The 26,233-nt window shown below is 70.4% G+C and carries 28 protein-coding genes; 16 read left to right on the top strand and 12 right to left on the bottom strand.

What is annotated here, in order from left to right:
* Nucleotides 1-25 precede the first annotated feature (25 nt).
* The 4 genes from EV374_RS32950 to EV374_RS14745 all read left to right on the top strand — a co-directional run bounded on the left by EV374_RS32950 (nt 26) and on the right by EV374_RS14745 (nt 1,469).
* On the top strand, nt 26-247 hold the full coding sequence (locus EV374_RS32950; RefSeq protein WP_132235640.1) for a hypothetical protein: 222 nt from the start codon (nt 26-28) through the stop codon (nt 245-247).
* Nucleotides 248-384: 137 nt separating this feature from the next.
* Nucleotides 385-543: a helix-turn-helix domain-containing protein gene (locus EV374_RS33425; protein WP_486485759.1), complete on the top strand. Its 159-nt coding sequence runs from the start codon at nt 385-387 to the stop codon at nt 541-543.
* A gap of 211 nt (nt 544-754) precedes the next feature.
* On the top strand, nt 755-1,093 hold the full coding sequence (locus EV374_RS14740; protein WP_132235645.1) for a hypothetical protein: 339 nt from the start codon (nt 755-757) through the stop codon (nt 1,091-1,093).
* A gap of 97 nt (nt 1,094-1,190) precedes the next feature.
* Nucleotides 1,191-1,469: a helix-turn-helix domain-containing protein gene (locus tag EV374_RS14745; RefSeq protein WP_486485760.1), complete on the top strand. Its 279-nt coding sequence runs from the start codon at nt 1,191-1,193 to the stop codon at nt 1,467-1,469.
* 310 nt (nt 1,470-1,779) lie between these two features.
* Here EV374_RS14745 and EV374_RS14750 read toward each other — a convergent pair whose 3' ends face one another.
* From EV374_RS14750 to EV374_RS14770, 5 genes are all read right to left on the bottom strand, one after another.
* Nucleotides 1,780-3,345 (bottom strand): hypothetical protein, encoded by a 1,566-nt coding sequence (locus EV374_RS14750; protein ID WP_132235647.1) that lies wholly within the window; start codon nt 3,343-3,345, stop codon nt 1,780-1,782.
* A 9-nt stretch (nt 3,346-3,354) separates the two neighbouring features.
* Complete coding sequence (locus tag EV374_RS14755) at nt 3,355-3,720, bottom strand: hypothetical protein (protein WP_132235649.1); 366 nt, start codon at nt 3,718-3,720, stop codon at nt 3,355-3,357.
* Between the two features lie 645 nt (nt 3,721-4,365).
* A complete protein-coding gene (locus EV374_RS14760) occupies nt 4,366-4,653 on the bottom strand; it encodes a hypothetical protein (protein WP_132235651.1) in 288 nt (95 codons plus the stop codon).
* 456 nt (nt 4,654-5,109) lie between these two features.
* Nucleotides 5,110-5,475, bottom strand: a complete 366-nt coding sequence (locus EV374_RS14765) for a DUF6204 family protein (RefSeq protein WP_486485761.1) — start codon at nt 5,473-5,475, stop codon at nt 5,110-5,112.
* Between the two features lie 146 nt (nt 5,476-5,621).
* On the bottom strand, nt 5,622-6,176 hold the full coding sequence (locus EV374_RS14770) for a GrpB family protein (RefSeq protein ID WP_132235655.1): 555 nt from the start codon (nt 6,174-6,176) through the stop codon (nt 5,622-5,624).
* A 405-nt stretch (nt 6,177-6,581) separates the two neighbouring features.
* On the opposite strand from EV374_RS14770, the gene EV374_RS14775 reads away from it, so the two are divergent.
* Nucleotides 6,582-6,935, top strand: coding sequence for a nuclear transport factor 2 family protein (locus EV374_RS14775; RefSeq protein ID WP_132235657.1), 354 nt, complete (start codon nt 6,582-6,584; stop codon nt 6,933-6,935).
* A gap of 257 nt (nt 6,936-7,192) precedes the next feature.
* Here the strand turns inward: EV374_RS14775 and EV374_RS14780 are convergent, their stop codons facing one another.
* Both EV374_RS14780 and EV374_RS14785 read right to left on the bottom strand, forming a co-directional pair.
* Entirely contained in the window at nt 7,193-7,741 is a 549-nt protein-coding gene (locus EV374_RS14780) for a DUF1062 domain-containing protein (protein WP_486485762.1), read from the bottom strand.
* 553 nt (nt 7,742-8,294) lie between these two features.
* Nucleotides 8,295-8,603, bottom strand: coding sequence for a hypothetical protein (locus tag EV374_RS14785; RefSeq protein ID WP_132235661.1), 309 nt, complete (start codon nt 8,601-8,603; stop codon nt 8,295-8,297).
* Between the two features lie 398 nt (nt 8,604-9,001).
* On the opposite strand from EV374_RS14785, the gene EV374_RS14790 reads away from it, so the two are divergent.
* On the top strand, nt 9,002-9,742 hold the full coding sequence (locus EV374_RS14790; RefSeq protein WP_132235663.1) for an SDR family oxidoreductase: 741 nt from the start codon (nt 9,002-9,004) through the stop codon (nt 9,740-9,742).
* 116 nt (nt 9,743-9,858) lie between these two features.
* Here the strand turns inward: EV374_RS14790 and EV374_RS14795 are convergent, their stop codons facing one another.
* Entirely contained in the window at nt 9,859-10,974 is a 1,116-nt protein-coding gene (locus EV374_RS14795; RefSeq protein WP_132235665.1) for a MerR family transcriptional regulator, read from the bottom strand.
* A gap of 300 nt (nt 10,975-11,274) precedes the next feature.
* On the opposite strand from EV374_RS14795, the gene EV374_RS14800 reads away from it, so the two are divergent.
* Nucleotides 11,275-12,570 carry an MFS transporter gene (locus EV374_RS14800; protein ID WP_132235667.1) on the top strand — a complete coding sequence of 432 codons (1,296 nt, stop codon included), beginning with the start codon at nt 11,275-11,277 and terminating at the stop codon, nt 12,568-12,570.
* A gap of 74 nt (nt 12,571-12,644) precedes the next feature.
* Entirely contained in the window at nt 12,645-12,836 is a 192-nt protein-coding gene (locus EV374_RS14805; protein WP_486485763.1) for a hypothetical protein, read from the top strand.
* 173 nt (nt 12,837-13,009) lie between these two features.
* On the opposite strand, the gene EV374_RS32555 is transcribed toward EV374_RS14805, so the two are convergent.
* A complete protein-coding gene (locus EV374_RS32555; protein WP_165947792.1) occupies nt 13,010-13,195 on the bottom strand; it encodes a hypothetical protein in 186 nt (61 codons plus the stop codon).
* On the opposite strand from EV374_RS32555, the gene EV374_RS32560 reads away from it, so the two are divergent.
* From EV374_RS32560 to EV374_RS14845, 8 genes are all read left to right on the top strand, one after another.
* Nucleotides 13,176-13,589, top strand: coding sequence for a ricin-type beta-trefoil lectin domain protein (locus EV374_RS32560; protein WP_165947793.1), 414 nt, complete (start codon nt 13,176-13,178; stop codon nt 13,587-13,589). The two genes, EV374_RS32555 and EV374_RS32560, sit on opposite strands and share 20 nt — an antisense overlap.
* Nucleotides 13,590-13,885: 296 nt before the next feature.
* Entirely contained in the window at nt 13,886-15,334 is a 1,449-nt protein-coding gene (rox, locus tag EV374_RS14815; protein WP_132235671.1) for a rifampin monooxygenase, read from the top strand.
* 131 nt (nt 15,335-15,465) lie between these two features.
* Nucleotides 15,466-16,392: a protein kinase family protein gene (locus tag EV374_RS14820; RefSeq protein WP_132235673.1), complete on the top strand. Its 927-nt coding sequence runs from the start codon at nt 15,466-15,468 to the stop codon at nt 16,390-16,392.
* A gap of 195 nt (nt 16,393-16,587) precedes the next feature.
* Nucleotides 16,588-17,751, top strand: coding sequence for an FG-GAP repeat domain-containing protein (locus EV374_RS14825; RefSeq protein WP_132235675.1), 1,164 nt, complete (start codon nt 16,588-16,590; stop codon nt 17,749-17,751).
* Between the two features lie 101 nt (nt 17,752-17,852).
* Nucleotides 17,853-18,293, top strand: a complete 441-nt coding sequence (locus tag EV374_RS14830) for a hypothetical protein (protein ID WP_132236024.1) — start codon at nt 17,853-17,855, stop codon at nt 18,291-18,293.
* A gap of 136 nt (nt 18,294-18,429) precedes the next feature.
* The gene (locus tag EV374_RS14835) at nt 18,430-19,029 is read left to right on the top strand and encodes a TetR/AcrR family transcriptional regulator (RefSeq protein ID WP_132235677.1); all 600 of its coding nucleotides are present in this window, start codon (nt 18,430-18,432) and stop codon (nt 19,027-19,029) included.
* Nucleotides 19,026-20,654, top strand: a complete 1,629-nt coding sequence (locus tag EV374_RS14840) for an isovaleryl-CoA dehydrogenase (protein ID WP_132235679.1) — start codon at nt 19,026-19,028, stop codon at nt 20,652-20,654. Before EV374_RS14835 ends, EV374_RS14840 begins: the two co-directional genes overlap by 4 nt.
* Before the next feature lie 191 nt (nt 20,655-20,845).
* A complete protein-coding gene (locus tag EV374_RS14845) occupies nt 20,846-22,429 on the top strand; it encodes a DHA2 family efflux MFS transporter permease subunit (protein ID WP_132235681.1) in 1,584 nt (527 codons plus the stop codon).
* A gap of 51 nt (nt 22,430-22,480) precedes the next feature.
* Here the strand turns inward: EV374_RS14845 and EV374_RS14850 are convergent, their stop codons facing one another.
* The 3 genes from EV374_RS14850 to EV374_RS14860 all read right to left on the bottom strand — a co-directional run bounded on the left by EV374_RS14850 (nt 22,481) and on the right by EV374_RS14860 (nt 26,085).
* The gene (locus tag EV374_RS14850; RefSeq protein WP_132236026.1) at nt 22,481-24,358 is read right to left on the bottom strand and encodes an ABC transporter ATP-binding protein; all 1,878 of its coding nucleotides are present in this window, start codon (nt 24,356-24,358) and stop codon (nt 22,481-22,483) included.
* A gap of 260 nt (nt 24,359-24,618) precedes the next feature.
* Nucleotides 24,619-25,101 (bottom strand): NUDIX hydrolase, encoded by a 483-nt coding sequence (locus EV374_RS14855; protein ID WP_486485764.1) that lies wholly within the window; start codon nt 25,099-25,101, stop codon nt 24,619-24,621.
* An 84-nt stretch (nt 25,102-25,185) separates the two neighbouring features.
* Entirely contained in the window at nt 25,186-26,085 is a 900-nt protein-coding gene (locus EV374_RS14860; RefSeq protein WP_132235683.1) for a bile acid:sodium symporter family protein, read from the bottom strand.
* Nucleotides 26,086-26,233: the final 148 nt, after the last annotated feature.

A 26,233-nucleotide genomic window follows, 5' to 3' on the forward strand; every position in this document is an offset into this window, starting at 1 on the left:
ACACAACATGAGAAGGGGCTATCACATGACAAGGTTGGAAATGCGAGGCCTATGGCTGGCCTGGGGCCTGCTATTGAGCTTGATTGTCGGTATCAGCGGCGGCGCACTTGTGCATCTGACCGGCGCTCACCCCGCTTCCGCGGTCATGGCGGGTGCGGCCACGTTTTCGGCAATGCTGACGCTGATCCTGCTGGCGATCTGCTTTCTCGCCTCTGCCACATCCACTACGCCGAGGCGGCGCCGATGAACCAGTGACCCGAGCAGGAGCTGTCGGAGGCCGAGCGGCAGCGGGCACTGAGGCCGCGGCCGAGCTGGAGCGCCAATACCAACGAGGGCCTGGCCGCCGCTCGCGCCCGCGGGCAACGCCTCGGCCGACCGCCAGCCATGACCCCGGAGAAGGTCGCGTACGCGCTCCAGTTGCTCGCCGAGCCCAACCGCTCCATGTCCTCCATCGCCAAACTGCTCGGCGTCTCCCGCAGCACCCTCTACAGACCCTACCCGAACTCACCCCACCGCAGCCCGCCAGCCAACCCACCTCGCTAGTCCTGGCCCCGCCCACCACCGGCCAGCACGACCAGCTGCTCGCCGCCCCACCCCGGCTTCTCACGTCGTAAGGCGGACCTGGGCACGACAAGCCAGACAGCGAACCTGTGCCATCCGCCATCGATCCGATCGAACGTGAGCCATCCCCGTGCTCTACTCCTTGAGAGACAGAAGCCTCTCGACTCGTCCACCTCTCGTGAGGAGGAGCTACGTGCGGAACGCTGGCGATCGTGACACCGCCCACCGAGTCCCCGTTTCCGCGTACGTGGTCATGCTGGGTTGGCATGGCCTGGTGATCGTCGCCTACTTCCTCCTCCTCGACCGGCAATCTCACACGAGGGTGAATTATGGCTACTCACCGTGGGAAGAAATGTGGATCTTCGGGGTCACCGTCGGCGCACCAGTACTCCTCGGCACTCTGCTGACTGGCGTGATCCTGCTCCGGAGGCTCCTGGCGAGAAGCCGGATCGACGGCATCGTGCTCGGTACCGCCGCCGCCTCGCCGATGCTTCTGTTTGTGGCGGTGGCCGCCGGTCCTTTCCTGCGCTGAGGATCCGAGCTGCTCGGCGGCCCGGCGTGGCCGACGCTGGCGATGCTGGCCGAGGTCGACGGCATCGGCCTGAGCGACATCGGCGAGCACGACAATCGTGGCAAACACCAACGAGGGCCTGGCCGCCGCTCGCGCACGGGGGCAGCGCCTCGGCCGGCCACAGGCGATGACGCCGGAGAAGGTGGCCTACGCGCTACAACTGCTCGCCGAGCCGAACCGCACGATGACCTCGATCGCCAAGCTGCTTGGCGTATCTCGTAGCACTCTGTACGGCGCGCTGCCTGGCCTCATTCCGGCCCAACGCGAACAGGTCGCCCTGGGAGAGCGGCGAGCCAGCCGAATCATTCAGGATCGGGTCTGCTGCACCGATAGGTGACATCTGAGATGGCTTGCCTTGTGGGCAGGCTGGAAGGATGAGGTGGCCTTTCTGCTGCCTGTGCAGCTGAATTACATCAGCGGTCAGCTGTCGAGTGGATCACCCAGCCGCTTGCGCGCTTCGCAGGTCGCTTCTGAGGAGACCTGCCGACAGCCCCCGTGACGTCTGTCGGCAGCCGTGCGCTCAGCCGACGCCGAACGAGGGCGGTAGCGATGACGGGGAACGTCGGAGATGCGAGGACCATCCGCCGCGCATCGGCGCGGTCGATGTCTGGCAGGTCGAGGCCCGGGATCGCCGCACGTGTGGCGCTCTACTTACGCCATACCTCGATGCGGTCGTCGTCCTCAAGGGTCACTACGCCCCGCTGGAAGAGTTGGACTCGGCTCGAACCGACCAACTGCTCTGCGGAAACGGGGAACCCGATGGCGTCAACTATCAGGTGCGCCCACGTCGACGCGACCGTAGGTGGGATCGAGGCCGCCACCGCCTGAAGAACCGGATCAGACACGGGCAGCGACCCGTGCGTCTCTGTGTAGAAGATGATGCCGCCCTGGAACTTCTGCGCGGTCCCCCGGTCGCCCGACGTGGATTGGACATCCTGTTCGTCGGACACCGGGAACCCGAGCCAGCTGGCCGTGCCCCCGAGCTGTTCGTAGCAGAGGCCGTTGCCGGCGCGCACCGTGTGGGCCCCGTGCTCCGGGGACCAGTAGACGGTCGCGCCGCCGCCGTGTTCGAGTCCCAGGAGCCGGTCGGCCACGTCCGGTGGGTAGTCCCATTCGCCCTCGAAGCGCTGGAAGCGCCCCGAGGTGCCCTGCGGCGAGTCCGCAGCCTGTGTTGCAGGGCTGCGGGGAAAGCCCAGCGCTCCGGAAACGTCGTCCTCGTCGTCGTGGTAGTCCGCGATCTCCGCTGGGACGCGGACAGCGCCGGTCTCGGGGGTGAAGTACACGGTCCCGCCCTCGAAACGTTGCCGCCAACCCCGGTCACCGGCCCCTGAGCGGGACGGTCCGACAGCCGTTTCGTCGGTGGTCGGGAAGCCCAACTCTCCCGCGGTTCCGCCCCGGTTCTCGTGGAACTCGCCGATCCTGCCCCAGACGGCGTGCGCGCCATGCTGGGGGGACCAGTAGATCGCGGCGCCGTCGGTGGCGTCCAGCGTGGCGCGGGTGCCATCGCCGTAGTCGATGGAGCCCTCGAATCGCTGCAGAGAGCCGGAGGTGCCCGAGGGAGATGGCTCCGCTTCCTCCGGCGGGGCGATTGGGAAGCCGAGCCGACCAGCGCACCCGCCAAGGCTGTCGTGGTGTGCTGCTATGGCCCATGTCGTCGGTTGTGCCCCGGTGGCAGCGCTCCAGCAGATCGCGCCGTTGTCAAACCGTTGACTGAATCCGCGGTAGCCGCGCCCCTGTGACGGGCCACACCGGTGGATAGCCTGCCGATGGGCATCGAAGACCTCACGCCACCGATCCTGGCAATGCGCCATGGCTTCCACTGCTTCGGGAAGGTCGGCAAGGTCGGCGAGCTGGGCCAGCGCGATGAGCTCGGCGGCCCGGTCCGGGCTGAGTTCTGCCAGCAGGGCGGCTGTCCGGTCTTCGTTGAGCCCGAACAGTGCCTGGAGCATCGCCGCGGCCGCGGTGTCGGGCATGGCTGTGAGCAGCACCAGCGCCCGGTCGCGCGAAAGGTCCACGATCCTGGCTGCGGCCGCACGCGGGCGCAGACCTGCGAGCGCGGTGGCGGTGAGATCGGCCTCGCTGCCGAAATGATTGATCATCGTGCCGCTGTGGCCGACGATGACGCCGCGCCCGTGCCGTGCGTCCACGAGCGGGTCGTGCCGGTTGCCTTCGTCGTCTCCTTCGACGCCGTGGTGCTGCATGATGCGGTTCACCCCGGCCGATCAGAAGCGGTTGATCTGAATGTTTCCGTCGCCAGTGATCACACCTTTGGCGTCGCGGAGGTCCACGATGTATTTCCCGGTGGCGGCGCCACCGGGATCGACAAGACGGAGCACGCGTGCCGCCGCGGCAAGAACCGCTTCGTCCTGGTCGCTGTCGGTGGCTTCGACGAGGCGGATCAGACGCTGTTCGTTCGCCTGGGGGTCGGCCTCGTAGGCGTTCAGTGCGTCCGGGTCCCAGCTGTGTGTCTCGGAACGGCGGCGCAGCGAGTCACGAAGGTATCGGTACGCGTCGACAATGGCCCCGGACGTCGTCTCTGTCAGTCCCGCCGATACACCGGCTGCCATGGCAGCCACCACCATCGTCACCGGTTCCACTTCTCATCTCCGTGTTGTCGCTGGGTGGGCGGAGGGACGCAGACTACAACTGATCCGGCCCGATCAGCGCGCGTGATGCTGAAACCGGACACTCGTTGATCGTGACAGAGGGCAGAGCCGGGTGGCCGCTGCGAATGTTGAAGCAGGTGGTTCGACTGCCCCACGAGTGCGGGCCTAATGCGATGAATGTCATTCCAAGCCGAACAGTGCCCCCCCACGTGCGGCCGGACGCTACGGGCATTCATTCGCCGGAGTCGTCGCCAGCCGATGCCGGTTGCGGCGTCGAACGGCTCGCAACTGCGTCCATCCCTGATTGCGGCTTCTCGTCTTCGCAGGTCAGAGTCGGTGCGTCGCCCTGTTTCACACCGAAGAGGTGACTGGTTCGATCCCAGTATCGCCCACCATCGAAGTGACGCAGAAGAGCCACCCTCGGATGAGGGTGGCTCTTGCTGATTCCACCGTCAGTCGTCGTTGGGCGTCAGCAGATCGTCAGCGAACGCGTCGCGATGCGTTGATCCCGCGAGTCGGACGTGGCCGGTGTTCGTCGGGTACGCGCCGGAGGGCGAGCACGCGACGCCGCGCTGGGCGGTGAGGTGGTCCAGGCAGCACGAACCCGAAGGCCGCTGAGTTGGGTACTCAGCGGGTGCAGTTGATCTGTGCCAGCACCGAGTAGAGGCCCGGCCACGGCTGCGTCGTGAAGCTTCCACCGTGGCTGCACTGCGTGTCCGGGTCGAAGCCGTCGGCGCTGGCAAGGGAGCGTGCGGCGTTGTTGGCGTTGGTCAGCGCCGTGAAGTAGTTGTTACTCATTCCGTTGCCATAAAAGGCCTTGGTTTCGGCGGCGACCGCAGGCCCGGAGAGCAGGACGGACGCGGACACCGCCCCGACCAGCGCTGTGGCTGCGACGACCCGACGAAGTGCAGACATGCGAGCTCCACTCTGTTCGATCCGGATGCCGAGCCTGCCAGAGAAATTGACGTACATCAACTACAGCAACGAAACGGGCCGATGGCGCCGACGGTGCGCAGCGGCTCGGACGTATCCGAGGCCGGCGTCGGGTGGGTTCGTTCGTCACGGTGTACCTCTTGGGTACGGTCTTGGACGGCCGGTATCCCGCAGGTGTGCGAGTCGGCCTGGCTGTCCGAGACACCTGCTGCGACTGCACCGACGGATGCGGGACGCCGACAAGGCGATCGAAGCAATTGCGTGAATCGACCGATGTGCCATGGCGGGCGATGGATGCCAGGTCGGTTTCGTGCCAGGCCTTGCCGGCGGCTGCTCGCGCCTCGTCGGGTCGGTCGCGGCGCGCTTCAGCGCCGTCGGGCAGCGTCCGGTCTGAGGGGGTCACATCACGTCAGTGATCGACGCGACGGGCTACGAGTGTCAGTGTTCCCGTCGACGGCGGATCTTGATGTTGTCGAGGTCGGTCGAGACCGACTTGAGGTCGCGGTAGCCGGCACCGATGCCCGAGACGGCGGCTGCCGCGAGCGCTTCCGCCTTGCCAATCACGATCGCTTCCGGGTCCTCCGCGGCGGCCGGGACCAGGCAGCGGAAGGTGAAGGCGAGCAGGGACCGCTCGTAGGTAATGGTGCCTTCCTCGGTGAACTTCGCCCGAAACACGTCGTGTTCGTCAGCCTTGGCGAGCAGTGCGGCCCGCTGCTCGTCATCGAGTGGCGCGAACTTGCCACGCACGATGACCTGATATGTCTTGCGGGCCATTGCTGGGGCCTCCGATTTTTGGCTGAGCATCACGACATCGGTCGGCGGGCCGGTGCGGCCGGAAGGGCAGCGGGCAGATCGCCGTCGCCATGCCGCTGGCCGACCAGTACGGCGGTGGCGACCCTACCCGGAGGAACACAGAGACGCATGGGCATTTCACAGCGGGTGAGAGACCGTCAGGGTCTCCGGGTGTAGCTGACGGTCGGGGCTTGCGTCTTGTCGCGTGCGCCGAGGACCTCGTTGACGAAGTCGTCCTTGTCGCGGGCGTAGGCCATCAGGTCAGCGCCGTGAGCGTGCGCGAGATCGCGCTTGAGGCGCTCGTACCGGGACCGGTAATCCGCCCGGCACCGCAGCGCGTCGCGGAACGCGACCCGTCGCCGCCACAGCAGGGAGGTCGGCTCGGTGAGATGAAGCTGGTAGGTGCGCTCCCACCAGTTGTCGGTGTCCGGCTTGAAGAAGTAGTGCGCTTCCTCCGGACGGTGCACGCCGTTGCGGTAGCCGCGAGCGGTCACCACCTCGATGGCGGCTACCGCCTCTGACAGACTGCGCACCGGCGCCATCATGTCGATGATCGGTTTTGCTGCCAGGCCGGGCACCGACGTGGAGCCGATGTGCTCGACTGGCCCGACCAGCCATTGCGCCAGAGCGGTTTCGAGAATGACCCGCTCCTGCTCGAACAGCACAGCCCATTGCGGGTCGTACGGGGTGAGGGTAACCGGTGTGCCCTCCACGAGTACCGCCTCTCGGTATGAAGTACGGGTCGGGCGATGCCTCTCATCTTCCCCTTCTCCTCATAGCGCCCTATCCATCCTGGTGGTGCTGGTCAGAAGAGGCATGCGAGCGAGGCAGGACAGGGTCGACTCGAGGGGAGGCTCCGGTAGGGCCTTCGTGGTCTCACCTGCCGCGGACGACGCGCGCAGGCTCGCGCTGGAGCCGCCGCCCGTGGCACCGACATATGCCCAGGTTGGACGGGACCGATGATTCCGCGCGGAGCAAGGCGGAAGACCCTCCCAGTTGGGCCCACCGGGGGCGTGCCGAGGTTCGGTTGTGCCGTGAACGCCCTACCAGGCTGAGTCGCCGTTCTGCCGCGAGCGAACCCGCTTGTCTGGGTGCGGTGCGCTGCGGAGGATCGGTGGATGGATCTCCTCACCGCGGAACGGCAACTCCAAGCCGCCCAGCGCGCTGCCGACGTCGAGTCCCTCGACGCGCTCCTGCACCCGCAGGTCGTGGGTGCCGGGCCGGACGGCACGGTCTTCACGAAGGACGACGACCTGGAGAGCTACCGCTCCGGTGCACTCCGAATCACCAGCCTGGTGGAGGAGTCGCTCGACGTCCAGGATGACGGTCAGACCGGGGTGACTCGCATGGTCGCTGCGGTGGATGCCGTTCAGGGCGGTGCCGCTATGTCCGCGCGGTTGCGCTACACCCGACTATGGGTGCGTGAGGGCGGCAACTGGCGGGTGTTGGCCGCCACCTTCGTCCCGGCCTAGTGAGCCTCTTCAACTGCCGCGTACCGGGTTGTCGAGGTGACGAAGGACGCCTGCACCGTCACGGTGAAGAAGGTTCAGCGCTCACGGCTCTGCCGGGTTGAGCGCATCTGATCAGGCCAGAATCGGGCAGGCGGCAACGAACGGATGTGGTCAGAAGTGGGGACACAGGCGAGCCGGCCCATGTCCCCACCTCTGATTTCCGCTGTACGCGTATGTGGCGTGGCAGCGGCTGTGACTCGCACCGCTGGAAGTGCGAATCAGCTCATCGAGTCCCTCACCATCACGACAAACGTGAATCCGGCGCTCGTCGGACGGCGCAGGGAAACATCACACTTGATTCGGCGCAGTACCTCGTTCCTGCTGAGGCGGAGCCCTTGCGCGATGAGCCGCTCCGGGCGGACCGGCACCGGATCCTCGAAGTCGACCTCCACCCGCAGTGGCCACGCCTCGTCGAGCTGTGCCGGCGGGCTGTCCAGATGCCAGGCCCCCTGCCAGTCCAGGGCGTACCGGTTGCGCCGGGCGAGCAGCGGATCCAGCAGCGTGGCCGCCACGAGCTCCGGATCGTTGGCGTGGTAGCCATCGAGTAAGGCCGGATCGAAGGATCTGACCGGCGCTCGCTCGTGCACGGTGAGTTTGCTCGTCCGATTGCAGGACACGCAACGGACCAGCAGCCACACGTCCAGCAGCTTGCCGTTGGCGTTGACGCGGAACCTGCCCTCGCCGGTGGTGGCCGACTCCGACCGGCAGTCCACGCACCGCAACGACAACAGAGGCAGCCTGGTTCGGCGAACGATCCAGGGCAGCACAGTATGAGGTTGTGAAGACATGAGGATCTCTCTGAAGACCTGACACGAGGCCGATTGCGCGCGGCCTCAAACGCTGCATGATCGGGCGCACGCGGGCAGCCCGGCAGAACCGACGGGAGGGTCGGCCTGTAGATGCGCGGAAGAAGGCGTCAGGTCTAAAGAGCGGGCGGGGTCACGCGGTTTGTCCTCTGTCCTCGCTGCGACGGGCATCGGCAACCTACGGGAACGCGGAAGGAGGCTCAAACGGGTTTCCGACTCGAAGAGTGATCCGCCTGCGGGGGCACGTCGGGATCCCGTTCGAACCAGGAGCGTGCCTTGCTCCGGCAGCGGCGCCGCGCCTGACCAGCGCGGCGCAGGGACGGGGCGCGCCGGGACCGCTCGGCACGCCCCGAGCATGGGGACGGCGTCCGCCGAGGGGCGCGGTCCGTGAGACGGGAGCCGACTCAGTCTGTTCCGGCAGCGGCCGTACGGGCAGCCGAGGCTCGATTGACGTGGCGGGACGAGCGTCGGCCCGCTCCCTGGAAGGGCGGATCGGTGATCGAGATGAAGCTGCCTACTTCACCGTCTTCATCGGCTGACCGGTCAAGGCGCTGTAGCCGACAGCAATCAAGATCATGACGCCGGCCGCTACGAAAGCCACGCCTATCACCCGTTCCAGCAGGATGAAGCGTGCTAGACGCTCTTCGTGCGGGACGTCGGGTAGCGAGCGCCACGGTGGGACTCGCCGTAGCACGCTCGCCGCAGACATCGATCGCCGCACGTGCCACTCCGTGACGCCGCGAAAGTTGGTGGCCAGGGCGACGCCTACGACGCTCACAGCCGGGCCGACGATGACAGCGGCCAGGACACGCCAGGTCTCCATCTGACCCCTCTCGGTTCGTGACGGCGGGCGCGGGCAGCGCCGGACGCCTATGGACTCCGGTGGGCCGTTCGGACAGCTCAGCCCTGCTGATGCCGTGGCTCAACGACGGCCGGTGGTTCCTTCGGGACGGCGCAGTCACGAGAGTTTATGCGGGCCCGGATCGCAACGCGGGTCCCGCCCGTTGCCGTGCGGACGCCCCTGCGCCTGCCGGTAAGAGCACAGGACTTACAAACGACTCGGGCTGTGCCGCGGGTTGCGGTCCTTGGAGCGGGTGCCGACCATCCGGGAGATTGCCGCTGTTTCCAGCGGCCACCTGACGCGCGAGGTGGTACGGCTGAGCAGAACGCGCCGTCCGATCGCCGCCAGACGGCGGGTCTCCTGTCGGCCAGGCTGCTGTCATGAACAACGCACTTGAGGGCAAGGTAGCTCTGGTCACCGGTGGTGGTCGTGGCATCGGCGCCGCGGTGGCGCTGCGCCTGGCGCAGGACGGCGCCGATGTGGCGTTGACGTTCCAGCAGAATCAGCAGCGCGCCGATGACGTGGTGGACCAGATCAAGGCTGCGGGACGGCGGGCCATCGCCGTGCAGGCGGACAGCGCCGACCCGGCGGCCGTGGTCGGCGTCGACCGGGTCGCCGGCGAGCTGGGCCGGTTGGACATCCTGGTCAACAACGCCGGCGCGTTCCTGCTCGGACCGTTGGAGCAACTGAAGCTGGAAGATTTCGAACAGACCGTCGCGGTCAACGTCCGGGCACCGTTCGTCGCCTCCCAGGCTGCGGTGCGACACATGTCGGCCGGTGGGCGGATCATCAACATCGGCAGCAACGTGGCAGAGCGGGCCGTCTTCCCGGGCTTCGCGCTCTACGCGATGAGCAAGACCGCCCTGATCGGCCTGACCAAGGCACTCGGACGCGAACTCGGCGGCAGAGCGATCACCGTGAATCTGGTGAATCCAGGGGCCACGGACACGGAGCTGAACCCGGCCGACGGCCCCAACGCCGACACGATCAACGGGTTCACCGCCCTCGGTCACTACGCGGACCCGGCCGACGTGGCCGCTGCGGTGGCGTTCCTGGCCGGCGCCGACGGGCGCTACGTCACCGGGGCGACGATCAACGTGGACGGCGGCTTCACCATCTGATCACCGGCCCACCGCCGTCCCGGCCACCCTTGCGACACAGCTACGGCCCGTTCCTCCGTCGGGAACGGGCCGTAGCATTGCCGGTCACGTGACGCACCCGCATGCCGCAGGGCGGTTCAGGCCACGAGCAGGCGGAGGCCGAGCTCTGCCGTGTCGAGGGCGAGGAGGTCGCGGTTGCGTTCGGCCCACCGGCCTGAGGCGAGGTCCTCGCGGAGATTGCGGACCGCCCGTTGCTCAGCCTGCGGTCCGACCCTGGTCCACACCGAGACCGCGCGGCGGACATGTTCGTCCAGGTACGCCTCGGGCCGGCGCCAGTGTGCCTCGAAGAAGCCGTCGGCGCAGTCCCACGGGACGAGCAACGGCTCCGCGCGTCCTCCGATAGCGCTGGTCAGGTCGGCCAGTGAGGGCCAGCCGACGAGAAGGTTCGCGAACTCGGGCAGGTAGTCGCGGGTGAGCCAGAACCGTTCACGCCAGCCGGTGTCATCGGCGTCGTACGTGAAGACCACCACGCGGCGTGCCACCCGCCGCATCTCACGCAGCCCGGCGACCGGGTCCGGCCAGTGGTGGACGGTGCTGACGGCCATCGCGGCGTCGAAGGACTGGTCCTCGAACGGCAGATTCTCCGCATGGGCGGCCACGCACGGCGCCGCACCCACGGGACGCTGCGCCCGCATGACCGCAGACGGTTCCACCGCCGTGACGTCCCGGTCGGGTGGTTCGTAGGAGCCGGTGCCAGCCCCGACGTTCAGCACCGTCCGTGCGTCCCCCAGCGCATCCCAGATGCGTGCGGCGATCCGCGGTTCGGTGCGCCGCGTCGCCGGGTAGGCAGATCCGATGGCGTCGTACAACTGTGCGCCGAACACCTTCAGTTGCTCCTCCGGCGTCGTCGTGATCCCCATCGCCCGTGCCTCCAGTTCCCTGTCTATGGCCGTCACCATGGCGGCAGCGCGGTCGCGCTGGTCCGTCAGCAGGCCGCGCAGCCGGCACAGGTGCGCGACCGCGTCGGTGGCCGGGTCGTCGACCAGGGCCGCGATCTCCCGCAACCCGAAGCCGAGCCGCCGGTAGGCGAGCACCTCCCGCAGCCGCTCCACGTCGCCCGCCGAGTAGGCCCGGTGCCCGGCCGCGGTCCGCGTGGACGGCTCCAGGAGGCCGATCTCGTCGTAGTGATGCAGGGTGCGGACGCTGACCCCGGCCAACTCCGCCACACGCCCCACCGTCAGGTGCTCCGCCACGCCCCCGACTATGTGGCATGACGTCGCGTGAGGAGCAAGCGTTTCGCCGCTGGCGCGTGGCGGGCGGCGACTCGCACGTCGCGGCCACCGCCGCCTCGGAACGACCGCCACCACCTCGATGACCTCGCCCCGCAACGTGCTGTTCCGCCTCGGTGGTGAGTCCCGACGGGATCGCGGAAATTCGCGACGTCCCTGCCCGACCGTTCAGCCAAGATGGAGGGCTTGTGCCCCGCCGCCGTGGCGTGGAACGGCGCAGTCCGTCCGGTCTGAGGAGGCCCCCTCTTGTTCACACTTCCCTCGATGCGCGTGTTGCGGGAGCGCGACTTCCGGCTGCTGCTCGGCGGGCGCATCACCTCGCAGCTCGGCAACCAGATCACCGTCGTGGCCCTGGCCTTCGGGGTGCTCGACCTGACCGGTTCCGCCTCCGACCTGGGACTCGTCCTCGCCGTGGAGGCGTTCTCCCTGGCGCTGTTCCTCGTGATCGGCGGCGCGGTCGCGGACCGGATGTCCCGGCGCCGGCTCATGATCACCGCCGACCTGGTGCGGTTCGCGTCGCAGGGCGTGATGGCGGCGCTGCTGATCTCCGGCCATGCCAGGATCTGGCACCTCCTGCTGTTGCAGGTGGTGTCCGGAATCGCCTCGGCGTTCTTCATCCCGGCCGTCAGCGCGCTGCAACCGGAGACGGTGCCGGCGGAGCACCACCGGGAGGCCAACGCGCTGCGGGGGCTGATGATCGCGGCTGCGGGGGTGGTGGGGCCGGCTCTGGGCGGGCTGCTGGTGGTGGCGGTCGGCGCCGGTTACGCGCTGGCGCTGGACTCGCTCTCCTTCCTGCTCAGCGCCGTGCTCATCGGCGCGATCCGGGTCGGCTCCGCGCCCGTCGCCAACTCCGGCAAGAGCGTGCTGCGTGACGTTCGGGACGGCTGGCAGGACTTCCGGTCGCGCAGGTGGCTCTGGCCGGTGACGCTCCAGAGCGCGCTTGTGCGGATGCTCGGCCTGGCGCCGTTCATGGTGCTCGGCCCGCTGATCGCGAAGGACGAGCTCGGCGGGCCGGCCAGCTGGGGCCTCATCCTGGGCGCGATCAGCCTCGGGGCGTTCGTCGGTGGATTCGTCGCCATGTCGGCCCACCCCCGGCGGCCGTTGATCCCGGCGGTGGCCGGTGCGTTCCTCTTCGTACCCATGCTCCTGCTGCTCTCCGTCGCGGCTTCCCCGGTCGCCATCGCCGCGGTCGCGTTCCTCGGCGGGATCGCCCAGTCCGTCTTCTGGACGTACTGGCAGACGGCCATGCACGAGAACGTCCCGCCGGAGACTCTGTCGCGGATCAGCTCGTACGACTGGCTGGGCGCCTACACCTTCGAACCGATCGGTTACGCCCTGGCCGGTCCGGCGAGCGCCCTGATCGGGGCCGGCGCGACGCTGGTCGCCGGGGCCGGCGCCGTCGCGGTCGGCACGGCAGCGACGCTCGCGGTGCCGGAGGTACGCCGGCTGCGGGCGCGGTCGGCCGGCACGCAGGACCCGCAGCCAGCCAGCGGGGCGGGCACATCCGCCGAACCGGCACCCCAACCGGCGCGGCCACAGGGTCCTCCTCCTGCACCTTAGGCCCACCGGCGACCAGCGGAGCCCGGCACGTAGACGAAGCGCCCACGACGCCACGGCGGATGGGGGTCTCGACCGTGCCCTTGCTGATCAGCTGGTTCACCCGCGCTCGGATCGGGATCGGGCACGCCGGGCACCGCGCCCGCGCGATCGAGATCGGCGAGCGCCTGGGGGTGCTCAAGGACTACCCGACCTCCCCGGGCTGCACGTCTCCGTTCGCGCCCGTCTGGATCGCCGAGAGGGTGCGCCGGCAGCAGGGCAGCCCGTGAGGAGCCGGTGACGCCCGCGTGACCGGGGGTGGGCCGGTCGGGTGGCGCCCCGCGTACGTCAGCGTCCGCTGGCCCGGTGCCCGGATGCGCACCGCGTCAGGGCGGTGGCAGCGAGATGACAGCGCGATCCGGTCAGCTTGGGATCGACCTCAACCGGCCGACCGAAGAAAGGCTCACGTGAGCATGCGAAATCGAATCCGCACCGCGCTGATGAGCATGGCTTTCCTGGCCACCGCAGCCGTCGGTGTCGGGCTGGCGTCCACGCCAGCAAGTGCGGCGCCCGTCGCGCCGATCACCGCGACCTCCACCGCCCAGGCGCCATTGGCAGACTCCGGTTTCATGATGGAGCCGTCGACCATCGGAGCCCAGGCTGGCTACATCAGGAACAGGGCCACGAACCGGTGCCTGGAGAACGGGGTCGGCGGCTCCGTGGGGCACGTCTTCACGGCCCCCTGCCACTACGGGTCCTCGCAGACCTGGTCGTGGGTCGATGACCCAATCTGCTGCGACACGACGTGGAAGATGCTCGTCAACCTGTGGAGCCAGGAGTGCCTGGACGGCACCGAAGCCACCGGCAGCGTCTACACGCTCAGCTGCAATGGCGGCACCTTCCAGAAGTGGCGGCTGACGTCCACCGGTCGTATCGAGCACGCGCTCTCCTCGGGCTGGCAGTATCACAGCCTCGACAGCAACTGGGCCGGTTCGGTCTACCTGAGTCCGAACAACGCCGGCGACTACCAGAAGTGGTTCTGAGCGCTCATCACGGGGGCGTAAGGGTCCCGACACTTCGATAGCGGGCGACAGCGGGGCATCGACACCGGCCGGAAGGTCTGCCGGGGTCGGTGCCCCGCCGACCTGCGGGCACGGCCGCGCGTGCCGGCCCGGGAACCGACAGGGGCCGCGCGTGCCGGCCCGGAGAACAGCAAAGGCAAGGAGGTGAACTCCTTGCCACCATTAACATATACCGCACCCCAGGGCTTGCGGCAAGACCCCGGTCGTGGCGCAGAATCGTCGGCCGAGCGCAGGAATCGGCACACCATGGGGGATTCATGTTCGATGTGATCGTTGTTGGCGGCGGCCCGACCGGCATGATGCTGGCGAGTGAATTGCGTCTTCGGGGTGTCCACGTGCTCGTGCTGGAGAAGGACGCCGAGCCGCCGCCGTTCGTGCGGTCGCTCGGGCTGCACGTGCGCAGTATCGAGGTGATGGATCAGCGGGGGCTGTTGGAGCGGTTCCTCGAAAACGGCAGGCAGTATCCGCTCAGTGGATTCTTCGCGGGCATCGAAAAGCCCGCCCCGACCGGGCTGGACACCGCACACGGATACGTGCTCGGCATTCCGCAGACGCTCACCGACCGGCTGCTCGCCGAGCACGCGGCCGAAGTCGGGGCCGAGATCCGGCGCGGTGACGCGGTGGTCGGGTTGGCGCAGGACGACGACGGCGTGACCGTACACCTCGGAAGTGGAACCGCGACCGCGGTGCGGGCGCGGTTCGTCGTCGGCTGCGACGGTGGGCGCAGCACGGTTCGAAAGGTGCTCGGGGTCGGGTTTCCCGGCGAGCCGTCGAGGATCGACACCCTGCTGGGCGAGATGGAGGTGACGGCGTCCCCGGAACACCTCACCGAGGTGATGACCGAGGTGCGCAGGACCGAGAAGCGGTTCGGGATCGGGCCGTCGGGCAAGCCGGGCGTGTTCCGGGCGGTCGTACCGGCGGAGGGGGTGGCCGAGGACCGTTCGGTGCCGCCGACGTTCGAGGAGTTCACGCGACAGCTACGCAGGTACGCCGGCACCGACTTCGGCGCGCACTCCCCGCGCTGGCTGTCGCGCTTCGGCGACGCGACCCGCCAGGCCGAGCGCTACCGGGTCGGCCGGGTGTTCCTGGCCGGGGACGCCGCGCACGTCCACCCGCCCATGGGTGGGCAGGGACTCAACCTCGGCATCCAGGACTCGTTCAACCTGGGGTGGAAGCTGGCGGCGGCCGTCGACGGCTGGGCGCCGGACGACCTGCTGGACAGCTACGAGTCCGAGCGGCATCCGGTGGCCGCCGACGTGCTGGACAACACCCGCGCACAGATGCAGCTGACGACCAACGAACCCGGACCGCAGGCGGTTCGGCGGTTGTTGGCGCAGCTCATGGACTTCAACGACGTCAACCGGTTCCTGATCGGGAAGATCACGGCGATCGACATCCGGTACGACTTCGGTGCGGGCCACGACCTGCTCGGGCGGCGGCTGCGCGACGTCGGGCTGAAGCACGGGCGCCTGTTCGAGCTGTTGCGCACCGGCAACGGGCTGCTGCTCGACCGGACGGGGCGGCTGTCGGTGGACGGCTGGGCCGACCGGGTCGACCACGTCGCCGACGGCAGCGACGAGTGGGGCGTGCCGGCGGTACTGCTCCGGCCGGACGGGCATGTCGCGTGGGTCGGCGAGGACCAGCAGGCGCTCGACGTCGCGCTCGCCAGGTGGTTCGGGGCCGCGGAAACTCCCACGGCCGGGTGAGGGCGGCAGGCACGTCGAGGGTGGACAACGGCGATCGCCGTACGGGGATAGGGTGCTCGCGACCGGCCCTCACGATCGGACACTCGGATGACGCTCTCCAGGACGACGGTCACGCCGCGGTGCGACCGCCGATGATCGACCCGCGACAGGCCCACGACGTGGCCCACGCGATCGCCACGGCGGCCCTGGGCCGGGACCCCGGCCCGATGACCGTCGCCGACAGCCTCTCGCATCACGTCTACCTGGGGGCGGACGTCGTCGTGAAGGTCGTCGAGGCCGACCGCCACTCGCGACTGGACCGGGAGATCGCCCTCGCGCCCCACCTGCCCGCCGGCATCACGGCGCCGCTGCTCGACAGCGGGCGCTACGAGCTGGGGAGCCGCGAGGTCCGCTACGCCTGCTACGCCCGCGCGCCCGGGGTGACGCCCGGCATGGACATGCCCGGCGTGGACGAGGTGACCGCGCGCCTGCTGGCGGCGGAGGCGGTGCAGCGGCTGCACGCACTGCACCGCTGGACGCCTGCGGCCCCCGCCAGGCGGACGCTGGCAGAGACGCTCGACCACGGCGGGTTCGTCAGCCGGGCCGCGCTCTTCGCCGAGGTGGAGAGCCTCGGCGCCCTGAACCGGGACGGGATCATCCCTCGCCGGGTGCTCGACGGTCTGGCGGCGATAGCGGAGGGCGCGCCGGCGCAGGCGAGCGTGGCCGTCCCGGTCCACGCGGACTGCCACTGGGGGAACTGGCTCGCTCGCGACCGCAGTGTGACGGCGCTGCTGGACTTCGAGTGGGCGCGTTTCGGTGAACCGATGGATGACTGGTTCTTCCTGGTCCGGTTCAGCGGCCCGCACATGGAGGCCGTCCTCGACGTCGTCGCCGACGAGACGGGGACGTCCCCGGCCACCCTGCGCCGGGAGTGCGAGGTGCGCGAGGCGAGCTACCTCGCCGCGGATCTCCGCGTCTCGCTCGAACGCCCGGACATCCCCGCGCAGACGGTTGCCGAGAACGTCCGTGACCTGGAGGAACTCGTTCTCGCGAGCCCCTGGTGGCGCCACGCCCCGTGACGCCGGCTGCGGCGTGGGCGGGTGTCCGCGCGTCCTGCGGCCGACGGCGCGTGCACGTTCGGCGCCGTCGGGCGGGCCGCGTCCCCGTGCCGACCGCCGGGTCGGCGTCGCGCGGGGTTTGCGGCGTCGAGGGCCGGGGCACGTGACGCATGCGCGGTCGTCGATCGACGGCCGGGATGCGAACGGGGGGACGGAATGGACAGACTGGTCAGGGTCGGGATGGCGGCGACGCTCGCCGTGGCGGCCGGGGTGGCGGCCCCGGCGCGCGCCGGGGCGGCGGGCGCAGGGGCCTTCGCGCCCGCGCGGTACCTCGCGACGGGGTCGACCGGGACCAACGCGGTCGCGGTCGCCGACGTCACCGGCGACGGGCGGCGTGACATCGTCGTCGGGGTGGACGCCGCCGACGGCACGCAGACGAGTTCGGTGCTGGTCTTCGCCCAGCAGGCCGACCACGGCTACGGCGCCCCCACGAGGATCCCCGCGCACGGCGGCTACAACAGCGACGTACGGCTGGCGGTCGCCGACATCGACGGCGACGGGCGTACGGACGTGGCGATGTCCTCGTCCGCCGGCGTCGACGTGTTGTTCCAGCGGGGCGGGCGGCTCGCCGCGCCGGTGCTGGTGCCCGGTGGCGCCGAGGACGTCGCGATCGCGGACGTGACCGGCGACGGGCGCCCGGACCTGGTCGTCGGCGCGACGCAGGGCGAGGTGCGGATCCACGCGCAGAGCGCGACGCACACGTTCCCGACGTACACGACGGTCACCGGGCCGTTCACGGCCGGCGCGCCGGCGAACCAGGTCTTCGTGGCCGACCTCGACGGGGACGCCCGGGTCGACCTCGCGCAGTTCTACGGCCACGGCACGTGGGTGCGGCTGCGCCGCGCGGACGGTTCCTACGGGCCGGCGGCGACCTACCGGACGCCGGCGAACGACATCGGCTACCGCCGGGTCGGCCTCGGCGCGGCGGTCGGTGACGTGACCGGCGACGGCCGGGCCGACCTGGTGACCAGCGTCCAGGGCAACACCCCGGACTCCGCCGTCCAAGTGTTCGCGCAGGGCGCCGGTGGGCTCGCCGCGACGCCGACCAGGTATTCCGCGTACGACTGCGCCGCCGGTCTCGTTATCGGCGACCTGACCGGCGACAACCGCGACGACCTGGTCGTCGCGCACGCCAACTGGTTGGCGGTGAGCGTCCATCTGCAGGGGCCGACCGGAACGCTCGGCGGGTACGCGACGAACAGCGTCGACGGGGTCGGGTCCCAGGAGGACGCCCTGGCCGTCGGCGACGTCACCGGGGACGGGAAGCCGGACGTGGTCGCCGTCGCGTACGACAAGGTTGCCATCCTGCGGCAGCTCTGATGCCCGGCGGCGTGTCGCCCACGGGGCGATGCCGGGGCGCGCGTCGTGCGATCATGATCCACAACGCAAGACAGTCGACTGTGGATTGGGCCTTGGTGACCATGAAGAGAGTGTTCTCGACCCTGATGGCACTGGTGACCGTCGCGTCGGTCATGACGATCGGCGCACCCGCCGCCCAGGCGGCCGGCTCCTGCTCGGGCACGATCATCTACAGCCAGGTGCAGTCGTCGGGCTACGGCGAACTGGTGATCTACTACAACAGCAGCAACGGGGGCACCAACAGCGCGTGCTTCTACCACCGGGGCGCGGCCTACGGGAAGTCGGCACCGACCTTCGTGCAGATCTACCGCTGTGCCGAGCGTTCCGGTGAGGGCGCGCACTGCACCCGCTCGGGTAGCGCGGACACCGACTCCGGTGACTTCAGCTACCACGCCGGCCCGGTCGGCGTCACCGGCACGGCATCCTACTGCGTCGAGGCGGTCGGCTACATCGGCTGGGCGGGCGCGCGCCACCAGATCTACAGCCGACGGCAGGGCTGCTGACCGCATCCGCCCCGCTCGGCCAGCGGGTCAGGTTTCGGCCATCGCGGAGGGGCGCCTCCCGGAGACGGGAGGCGCCCCTCCGCCGCTCGCGGCGGCGACCTTGCCGGCAAGGATTGAATGGTGGTTCAATCCTTGCGTGGTCTACCGGAGCACCGAACGCGTGAAGGCCCGGCTGAGCGCGTCCCGGGAGCGGATCATCGCCGCCTCGCTGGAGATCATGGCCGAGCACGGGTACGCCGGCTGCTCGGTGGCCGCCGTCGCGGAGCGGGCCGGGATGGCGACCGGCAGCGTCTACCGGCACTTCCCCACCAAGGCCGACCTGGTCGCCGAGGTGTTCCGCACGGCCTCGCAGCGCGAGGTGGACGCGGTGGCGCGTGCGGCGGCGCTGGAGGGCACCGTCGCCGAGCGGGTCACCGCCGTCATCGAGACGTTCTCCGGCCGGGCGCTGCGCTCGCCCCGGTTGGCGTACGCGCTGCTCGCCGAGCCGGCCGACCCGGCCGTCGACGCCGAGCGGCTCGTCTTCCGCCGCGCGTACGCCGAGCTGATCGCCGGTCACGTCGCCCAGGGGGTGGCGAGCGGAGAACTTCCCCCGCAGGATCCCGAGCTGACCGCCACCGCGCTGGTCGGCGCCCTGGCCGAGGCGATGGTCGGCCCCCTCGCGGCCGGGGTCGCCGGGCCGCGCACCATCGAGCACCTGACCGCCTTCCTCCACCGCGCGCTGGGAGTGTCGCCGTGACGACGCACGAGGTCCTCAACCAGGTTCCCCCGCTGGTCGGTCACGACACGGCCGACGACGCGGCGCTGCTCGACGGGCTCGAACGCGAGGGCGCCGGCTGGGCCGCCGCCGAGCTGCACGAGCTGGGCCGCCTCGGCGGCGGCGAGCAGGCGATCGAGCACGGGCGGCTGGCGAACGAGCACCCGCCGGTCCTGCGCACCCACGACAGGCACGGCCACCGCGTCGACGAGGTGGAGTTCCACCCGGCCTGGCACGAGTTGATGCGTACCGCGGTCACGCACGGCCTGCACGCCGCGCCGTGGGCGGACGACCGGCCGGGCGCGCACGTGGCCCGCGCGGCCAAGTTCTACACCTGGCGTCCCGACGCCGGCCACGGCTGCCCGATCTCGATGACCTACGCCGCCGTGCCGGCGCTGCGGCACGCCCCGGAGCTGGCCGCGCGCTACGAGCCGCTGCTCACCGCCACGTCGTACGACTTCGGGCTGCGTCCGCCGCTGGCCAAGCGGGGACTGCTGGCGGGCATGTCGATGACGGAGAAGCAGGGCGGCTCGGACGTACGCGCCAACACCACCACCGCCCGCCCCGAGCCGGACGGCACCTACCGCCTGCTCGGGCACAAGTGGTTCACGTCGGCGCCGATGTGCGACGTCTTCCTCACCCTCGCCCAGGCGCCGGGCGGGCTCACCTGCTTCCTCGTCCCGCGCGTCCTGCCGGACGGCACGCGCAACCCGATGCGGCTGATGCGCCTCAAGGACAAGCTCGGCAACCGCTCCAACGCCTCCGCCGAGGTCGAGTACGAGCACGCGGTCGCCTGGCGGGTCGGCGACGAGGGCCGCGGCGTGCGCACCATCATCGACATGGTCAACCTGACCCGCCTCGACTGCGTCATCGGCGCGGCGGCCGGCATGCGCCAGGGCGTGACCACCGCCGCCCACCACGCCACCCACCGGCAGGCCTTCGGCCGGTACCTCGTCGAGGCGCCCCTGATGCGCAACGTGCTCGCCGACCTCGCGGTCGAGTCCGAGGCCGCCACCGTCCTGATGATGCGCCTCGCCGGGGCCACCGACCGGTCCGCGCGCGGCGACGCCGGCGAGACCGCGTTCAAGCGGCTCGCCCTCGCCGTCGGCAAGTACTGGGTCTGCAAGCGCTGGCCGGCGCACGCCGCCGAGGCCCTCGAATGCCTGGGCGGCAACGGCTACGTCGAGGAGTCGGGCATGCCGAGGCTGTTCCGCGAGTCCCCGCTGAACTCGATCTGGGAGGGCTCGGGCAACGTCGCCGCGCTGGACGTGCTGCGCGCCCTCACCAGGGAACCCGAGGTCATGGCGGCGTTCCGGGCCGAGGTCACCGCCGCGGCCGGCGCCGACGCCCGGCTCGACGCCGCCGTACGCCGGGTGCAGGCCGAGCTGTCCGACCACGACGACGTCGAGCTGCGGGCCCGCCGGGTCGTCGAACGGCTCGCCCTGGTCCTGCAGGGCTCGCTGCTGGTGCGGCACGGCCACCCCGCCGTCGCCGACGCCTTCTGCGCCTCCCGGCTCGGCGGCGACCACGGCCAGGCGTACGGCACGCTGCCCCGCGGCGTCGACCTCGCCGCGATCATCTCCCGCGCCGTACCCAAGGTGGGCTGACCGCCTTCGCGCGAAGGAGCGCCCCGTCCGGCGGTCGACCCGCTCGCCGACGTGGCGTCGCCCACTCCCCAGCGGTCGGAAATCGTACGCCGATCGTCGGTGCCGCTCGTTAGTCTGCCTGCGGACAGTGTCAGTACGTGACAGGTCGAGGCACGGCTCGCGCCGGCCACCACGGGGACCCAGGAGAATTAGTGACACAGCAATCCATCGCGACCTCGGACAAACTCGACGCCTCGGTGCTCAAGGTCGCCGGGGTCGTCGTCCTCGGCGCGATCATGTCGATCCTCGACGTGACGGTCGTCACCGTTGCCCTGCCGACCTTCCAGCGCGAGTTCAACGCGTCGTACGCCGAGGTCGCCTGGACCATGACGGCCTACACGCTCGCGCTGGCCACGGTGATCCCGCTCAGCGGCTGGGCCGCCGACCGGTTCGGCACCAAGCGGCTCTACATGATCGCCATTGCGCTGTTCACGATCGGGTCGGGACTGTGCGCCAACGCCGACACGATCGGGCAGCTCATCGGCTACCGCGTGCTCCAGGGCCTCGGCGGCGGCATGCTCCTGCCGCTGGGCATGACGATCATGACCAGGGCGGCCGGGCCGCACCGGATCGGCCGGCTGATGGCCGTCCTGGGCATCCCGATGCTGCTCGGTCCCATCGGAGGCCCGATCCTCGGCGGCTGGCTGATCGACGTCGCGAGCTGGCACTGGATCTTCCTGATCAACCTGCCGATCGGCGTCCTGGCCCTCGTCTACGCCGCACTGGCGCTGCCGAAGGACAACCCCGAGCCGTCCGAGTCGTTCGACTTCCTCGGCATGCTGATGCTCTCGCCGGGGCTCGCCCTCTTCCTCTACGGCGTCTCCACGCTGCCCGAGACCGGCACGTTCGCCGACACCGAGGTCTGGGTGCCCATGCTGGTCGGCGGCGTGCTCCTCGTCGCCTTCGTCCTGTACTCCTTCAGGATCCGGCACCCGCTGCTCGACCTGCGGCTGTTCGGCAACCGCAACCTCACCGTCGCGGCGGTGACCATGTTCGTGTTCATCATCGCGTTCATGGGCGCCGGCCTGCTGTTCCCGAGCTACTTCCTGCAGATCCGCGGTGAGACGACGCTGGCCGCCGGCCTGCTGATGGCACCGCAGGGCATCGGCGCGATGGTCACCATGCCGGTGGCCGGGATGCTGGCCGACCGGGTCCCCGTCGGCCGCACCGTGCCGTTCGCGCTGGCGCTCATCGCCCTCGGGTTCTTCACCTTCACCCAGGTCGATCCGCAGACCTCGTACGTCCTGCTCTGCGGGTCGCTGTTCGTCATGGGCCTGGGCATGGGCGGCACCATGATGCCGATCATGACCTCGGCGCTGAAGACGCTCAAGGCGCACGACGTGGCCCGTGGCTCCACCCTGGTCAACATCCTCCAGCAGATCGGTGGGTCCGTGGGCGCCGCCATGATGTCGGTGATCCTCACCAGCGAGTTGAACGGCTCCCGGCCGATCCCGGGGGCGACCGACCCGAGCGGGGAGCCGGTGACGGAGGCCGGTCTCGCCATCGCCCTCCAGCAGCAGCCGGAGCTGGCCGAGCAGTTCCCGGTCGACCCCTCGCTCATCCAGCGTGGCCTCGACTTCGCCGCCAGCTCCTTCGCCACCACGTTCTGGGTCGCGTTCGCGCTGGTGCTGGTCACGTTCGTCCCGGTGGCGTTCCTGCCGCGCCGGCGCGAGCCGTCGCACCTGCTCGACGGCCAGCAGGAGGGGCAGCCGAAGGCTCCGGTCATCATCCACTGACGCGACGCTCCGGCCCCCGGGGCACCACCCGGGGGCGGGAGCGTCCGTCGGTCAGCGCTGCCGTGGCGCGGTGGCGTGCTCGTCGTGGGCGCCGTGGTAGCCGGCGGCCTGGAGGGCGAACAGTTCGGCGTACCGGCCGCCGGCGGCGACGAGTTCGGCGTGACTGCCGGCCTCGACCAGCGCGCCGTCGTGCAGGACGAAGATCCGGTCGGCGTGCCGGACGTTGGCCAGCCGGTGGGTGATGAGGATGGTGGTCGCCCGGCCCTGCCGGTCCCGGATGGCCTGGAACAGGGCGTCCTCGGCGCGCGGGTCGAGGGCGGAGGACGGCTCGTCCATGACCAGCAGTTCGGCGTCGCGGAGGAAGCCGCGGGCGGCGGTGATGCGCTGCCACTGGCCGCCGGAGAGGTCCTGGCCCCTGGCGAACGTCCGGTCGAGCAGCGTCTCGTACCCGTCGGGGAGCTCCTGGATCATGTCGTGCGCGACGGCGCGGGCGGCGGCGGCCTCGATCCGGTCCTGCCGTGCCTCGCTCTCGACGTCGCCGACGGCGATGTTCGTCGCGGCCGTGAACGGCCACTTGTGGTATTCCTGCGTGACCACCGCGATGCGGGCCCGCAGCCGGTCGAGGTCCCACTCGGGCAGGGGTCGCCCGTTCCAGCAGATGACGCCCTCGGTGGGCGCGCGCAGGGTGGCGATCATCGCGGCGAGGGTGGTCTTGCCCGAGCCGTTCTCGCCCACGAACGCCACCGTCTGCCCCGCCGTGATCGTCAGCGTCACGCGGTCCACGGCGGGGATGTCCCGGTCGGGGTAGCGCAGGCTGACCTCCCGCACGGCCAGCTCGCGCAGCGGGCCGGGGTCGGCGCCCGCGGCGCCCGGCGCCGGGTCGGGCAGGTAGTCGGCGGCGCGGGTCATGAACCCGGCGTAGTCGCCGAAGTGCTGACCCTCGGTGTAGACGCGGTCGACCTGGAAGGTGGTGACGGCCAGCGAACGCTGCGCGGCCTGCACCGCGACCACGCAGGTCGCCGCCGCCGCGAGCGGGATCTGACCGTCGACGAGCAGCAGCCCGAGCAGGAGGTAGACCACGGCGGTGGCGATTCCGCCGATCACCGCCCCGACCGTGGTGGTCGTGGTGACCCGGCGGGCGAGGGCCAGCTCGATGTCGGTCTCGACCTCCATCACCCGGTCGTACTGGTCCAGCAGGAAGCGGCGCAGCCCGTAGGAGCGCAGCTCCGGCGCCGAGTCCCGCTCGGCCATCAGCCGGTGCAGCAGCCACAGTCGCCGTCGCCGCACCGAGCCGGCCGTGTAGGTCCGGTAGCGCAGGTGCCCGGCCCGCAGCGACGCCCAGGCCTTGGGCAGCGTGGCGACCAACAGCGCCAGCAGCAGCAGCGGGTGGATGACGACGACGGCGACCGCCACGGCGAGCAGGCCGGCCAGCCCGGCGAGCAGATTCATCGACGACTCGACCAGGTCGACCGTCGACTCGGTGCCCCGGGAGGCGCGCTCCATGTCGTCGGCGAACGCGTCGGCGTCGAACGCCTCCAGCCGTACCGCCGTGGACATCTCGAACAGGCCGCGTTCCACCTCCCGGCTCACCCGCGGGGTGAGTCCGTTCTGCGCGTACCCGGTGGCGATGCCCATGCCGGCGCGCAGCGCGGTCGCCCCCGCCAGCACGGCGAGCGCGGGCGTCGCGGCGACCACCTTCTCCGTGGTCGGGCCCCCGGCGAACAGCTCGACGAGCACCCGCTGGGTGGCCAGCAGCCCGAAGGCGGCCATCGCCCCGCCGCCGAGTGTCGCGGCGGCCACCACCGAGGTCCGGAGGCGGTCGGCCCGCCAGCTGGTCCGGACCGCCGTCCAGACCAGCCGGGGCAGTTCGGCGAACACGGTGAACAGGCCGGCTTCCGACCGCGCCTGCATCCCGGTCTCCCAGTACATCGTCCGCAGCTCCGGCAGGACCGACTGCGCCCCTGCCGGAGCCGAATGTTCCGACGTGGTGTCCCGTTCGGTGCGGGCGGCGGCTCCGGTCACGGGCGTGTCTCCTCGCTGCGCGGTGACGTGGTCGGCGGTCGCGGGTCGGCGGCGGTGGGGGAGCGAAGTATCCAACCCACAGTATTTGCACAGCTACCAATGGTCACTGTCGATGACGCGCCGGTCCAGCCTTCACGGCAGGTGAGGTGGAGCGGATCCAGGACGGGTCAGCTCACCCGGAAGCCGTCCTCCAGGTAGCGGGTGCCGCCGTCGTCGCGCGCGGCGAGTGCCTGCGCGACCCGTCGGGCGAGCAGCGGGACCAGCCGCCCGTCGGCCTCCCGCCGGTCACACCACGACCAGCTCCGCAGCTCGGCGGGCGGCAAGACGATCCGGGCGGCCTGCGCCGGCGTCAGCCGGCCCCCGTCGTAGACGAACATGACCCCCTCGGTCCGGCCGCGCTGCGGGGGGACCCAGTCCACGACGAGCAGCCGCCCCGGCTCGATGGCGAGCCCGAGCTCCTCGCGGCACTCGCGGACCGCCGTCCGGTGTGGAGACTCGTCCGCCTCGACGCACCCGCCGGGAATCTCCCACGAGGCCTTGTACGCCGGCTCGACGAGGAGGACCCGGCCGGCGGGACCGGTCACGAGCAGGCCGGCGCCCATGCGCTTGCGGGGCAGCCCGGCCGTGAAGTCGGGACCGTGCCGCGTCATGGCCGGACACCAGGGGAAGCCCGATGACGCGCGCGAGCGGCGGTACGGCACGCCGCCGCTCGCGCGGTGTGGCTCAATGCCCGCTCACGCCGTCGGGGTGGGCAGGCGGGTCGGATCGTCCGCGGCCCGGGAGCGGCGGGCGGCGACGAAGCCGAAGGCGGTGGCGGTGAAGAACATCAGGATGCCGTAGATCGCCGGCGGCATACCGATGTCGGTGTTGTTGAGCAGGGCCGGGCTGAGCGCGATCGTGATGGCCAGGGTGGCGTTGTGGACGCCGATCTCGAACGACGACGCGACGGAGTCCCGGTGCCCGACGCGCAGCAGGCGCGGCGCCGCGTACCCGATGGCCAGGCTGAGCAGGTTGAACAGCAGGGCGATGAGGCCGACCGCGCCGATGGTGGCGGCGAGTTCGTCCTTGACGCCGAGGACCGCGCCGACGATCACCACCATGAGGACCACGATGGAGAGGATCTTCACCGGTCGCTGCATGCGTGCGGCGAACGCGGGACGCCGCTGCCGGACGACCATGCCGATCGCGATCGGGATGAGCACCAGGGCGAACACCTGGAGCACCTTGTCGAACTGGAGGCCGAGCGAGCTGTCCGAGCCCATGAACGCGGCGACGGAGAGGTTGACGATCACCGGCAGCGTGAACAGGGCGAGCACCGAGTTGATGGCGGTCAGGGTGACGTTCAGCGCGACGTTGCCCTGGAACAGGTGGCTGAAGAGGCTGGCCGTGCTGCCGCCGGGGGAGGCGGCGAGCAGCATCATGCCGACGGCCAACTCCGGGCGCAGGTCGGCGGCGAGCACCAGGCCCAGGCAGACGGCCGGCAGGACCAGCATCTGGCAGACCAGGGAGATGATCACGGCCCGGGGATAGGCGACGACGCGACGGAAGTCGGCGATGGTCAGGGTCAGCCCGAGGCCGAGCATGACGATGCCCAGCGCGATGGGGAAGAGCACGAGCGACAGACCGGTATTCACAGTGCTGGGCCTCCTGATCGCGGTACGCCAGGGATCACCGGAGCTTCACACCAAGACGGGTGCGCCCGCATCTTGCAACGTGCCTAGACGTCCGTCAATGGGCATCGTCCACCGGCCGTGCCCCGGCGCCGGCCCCGGGCGACGGGGC

It is taken from the genome of Micromonospora sp. CNZ303 (genome assembly GCF_004345505.1).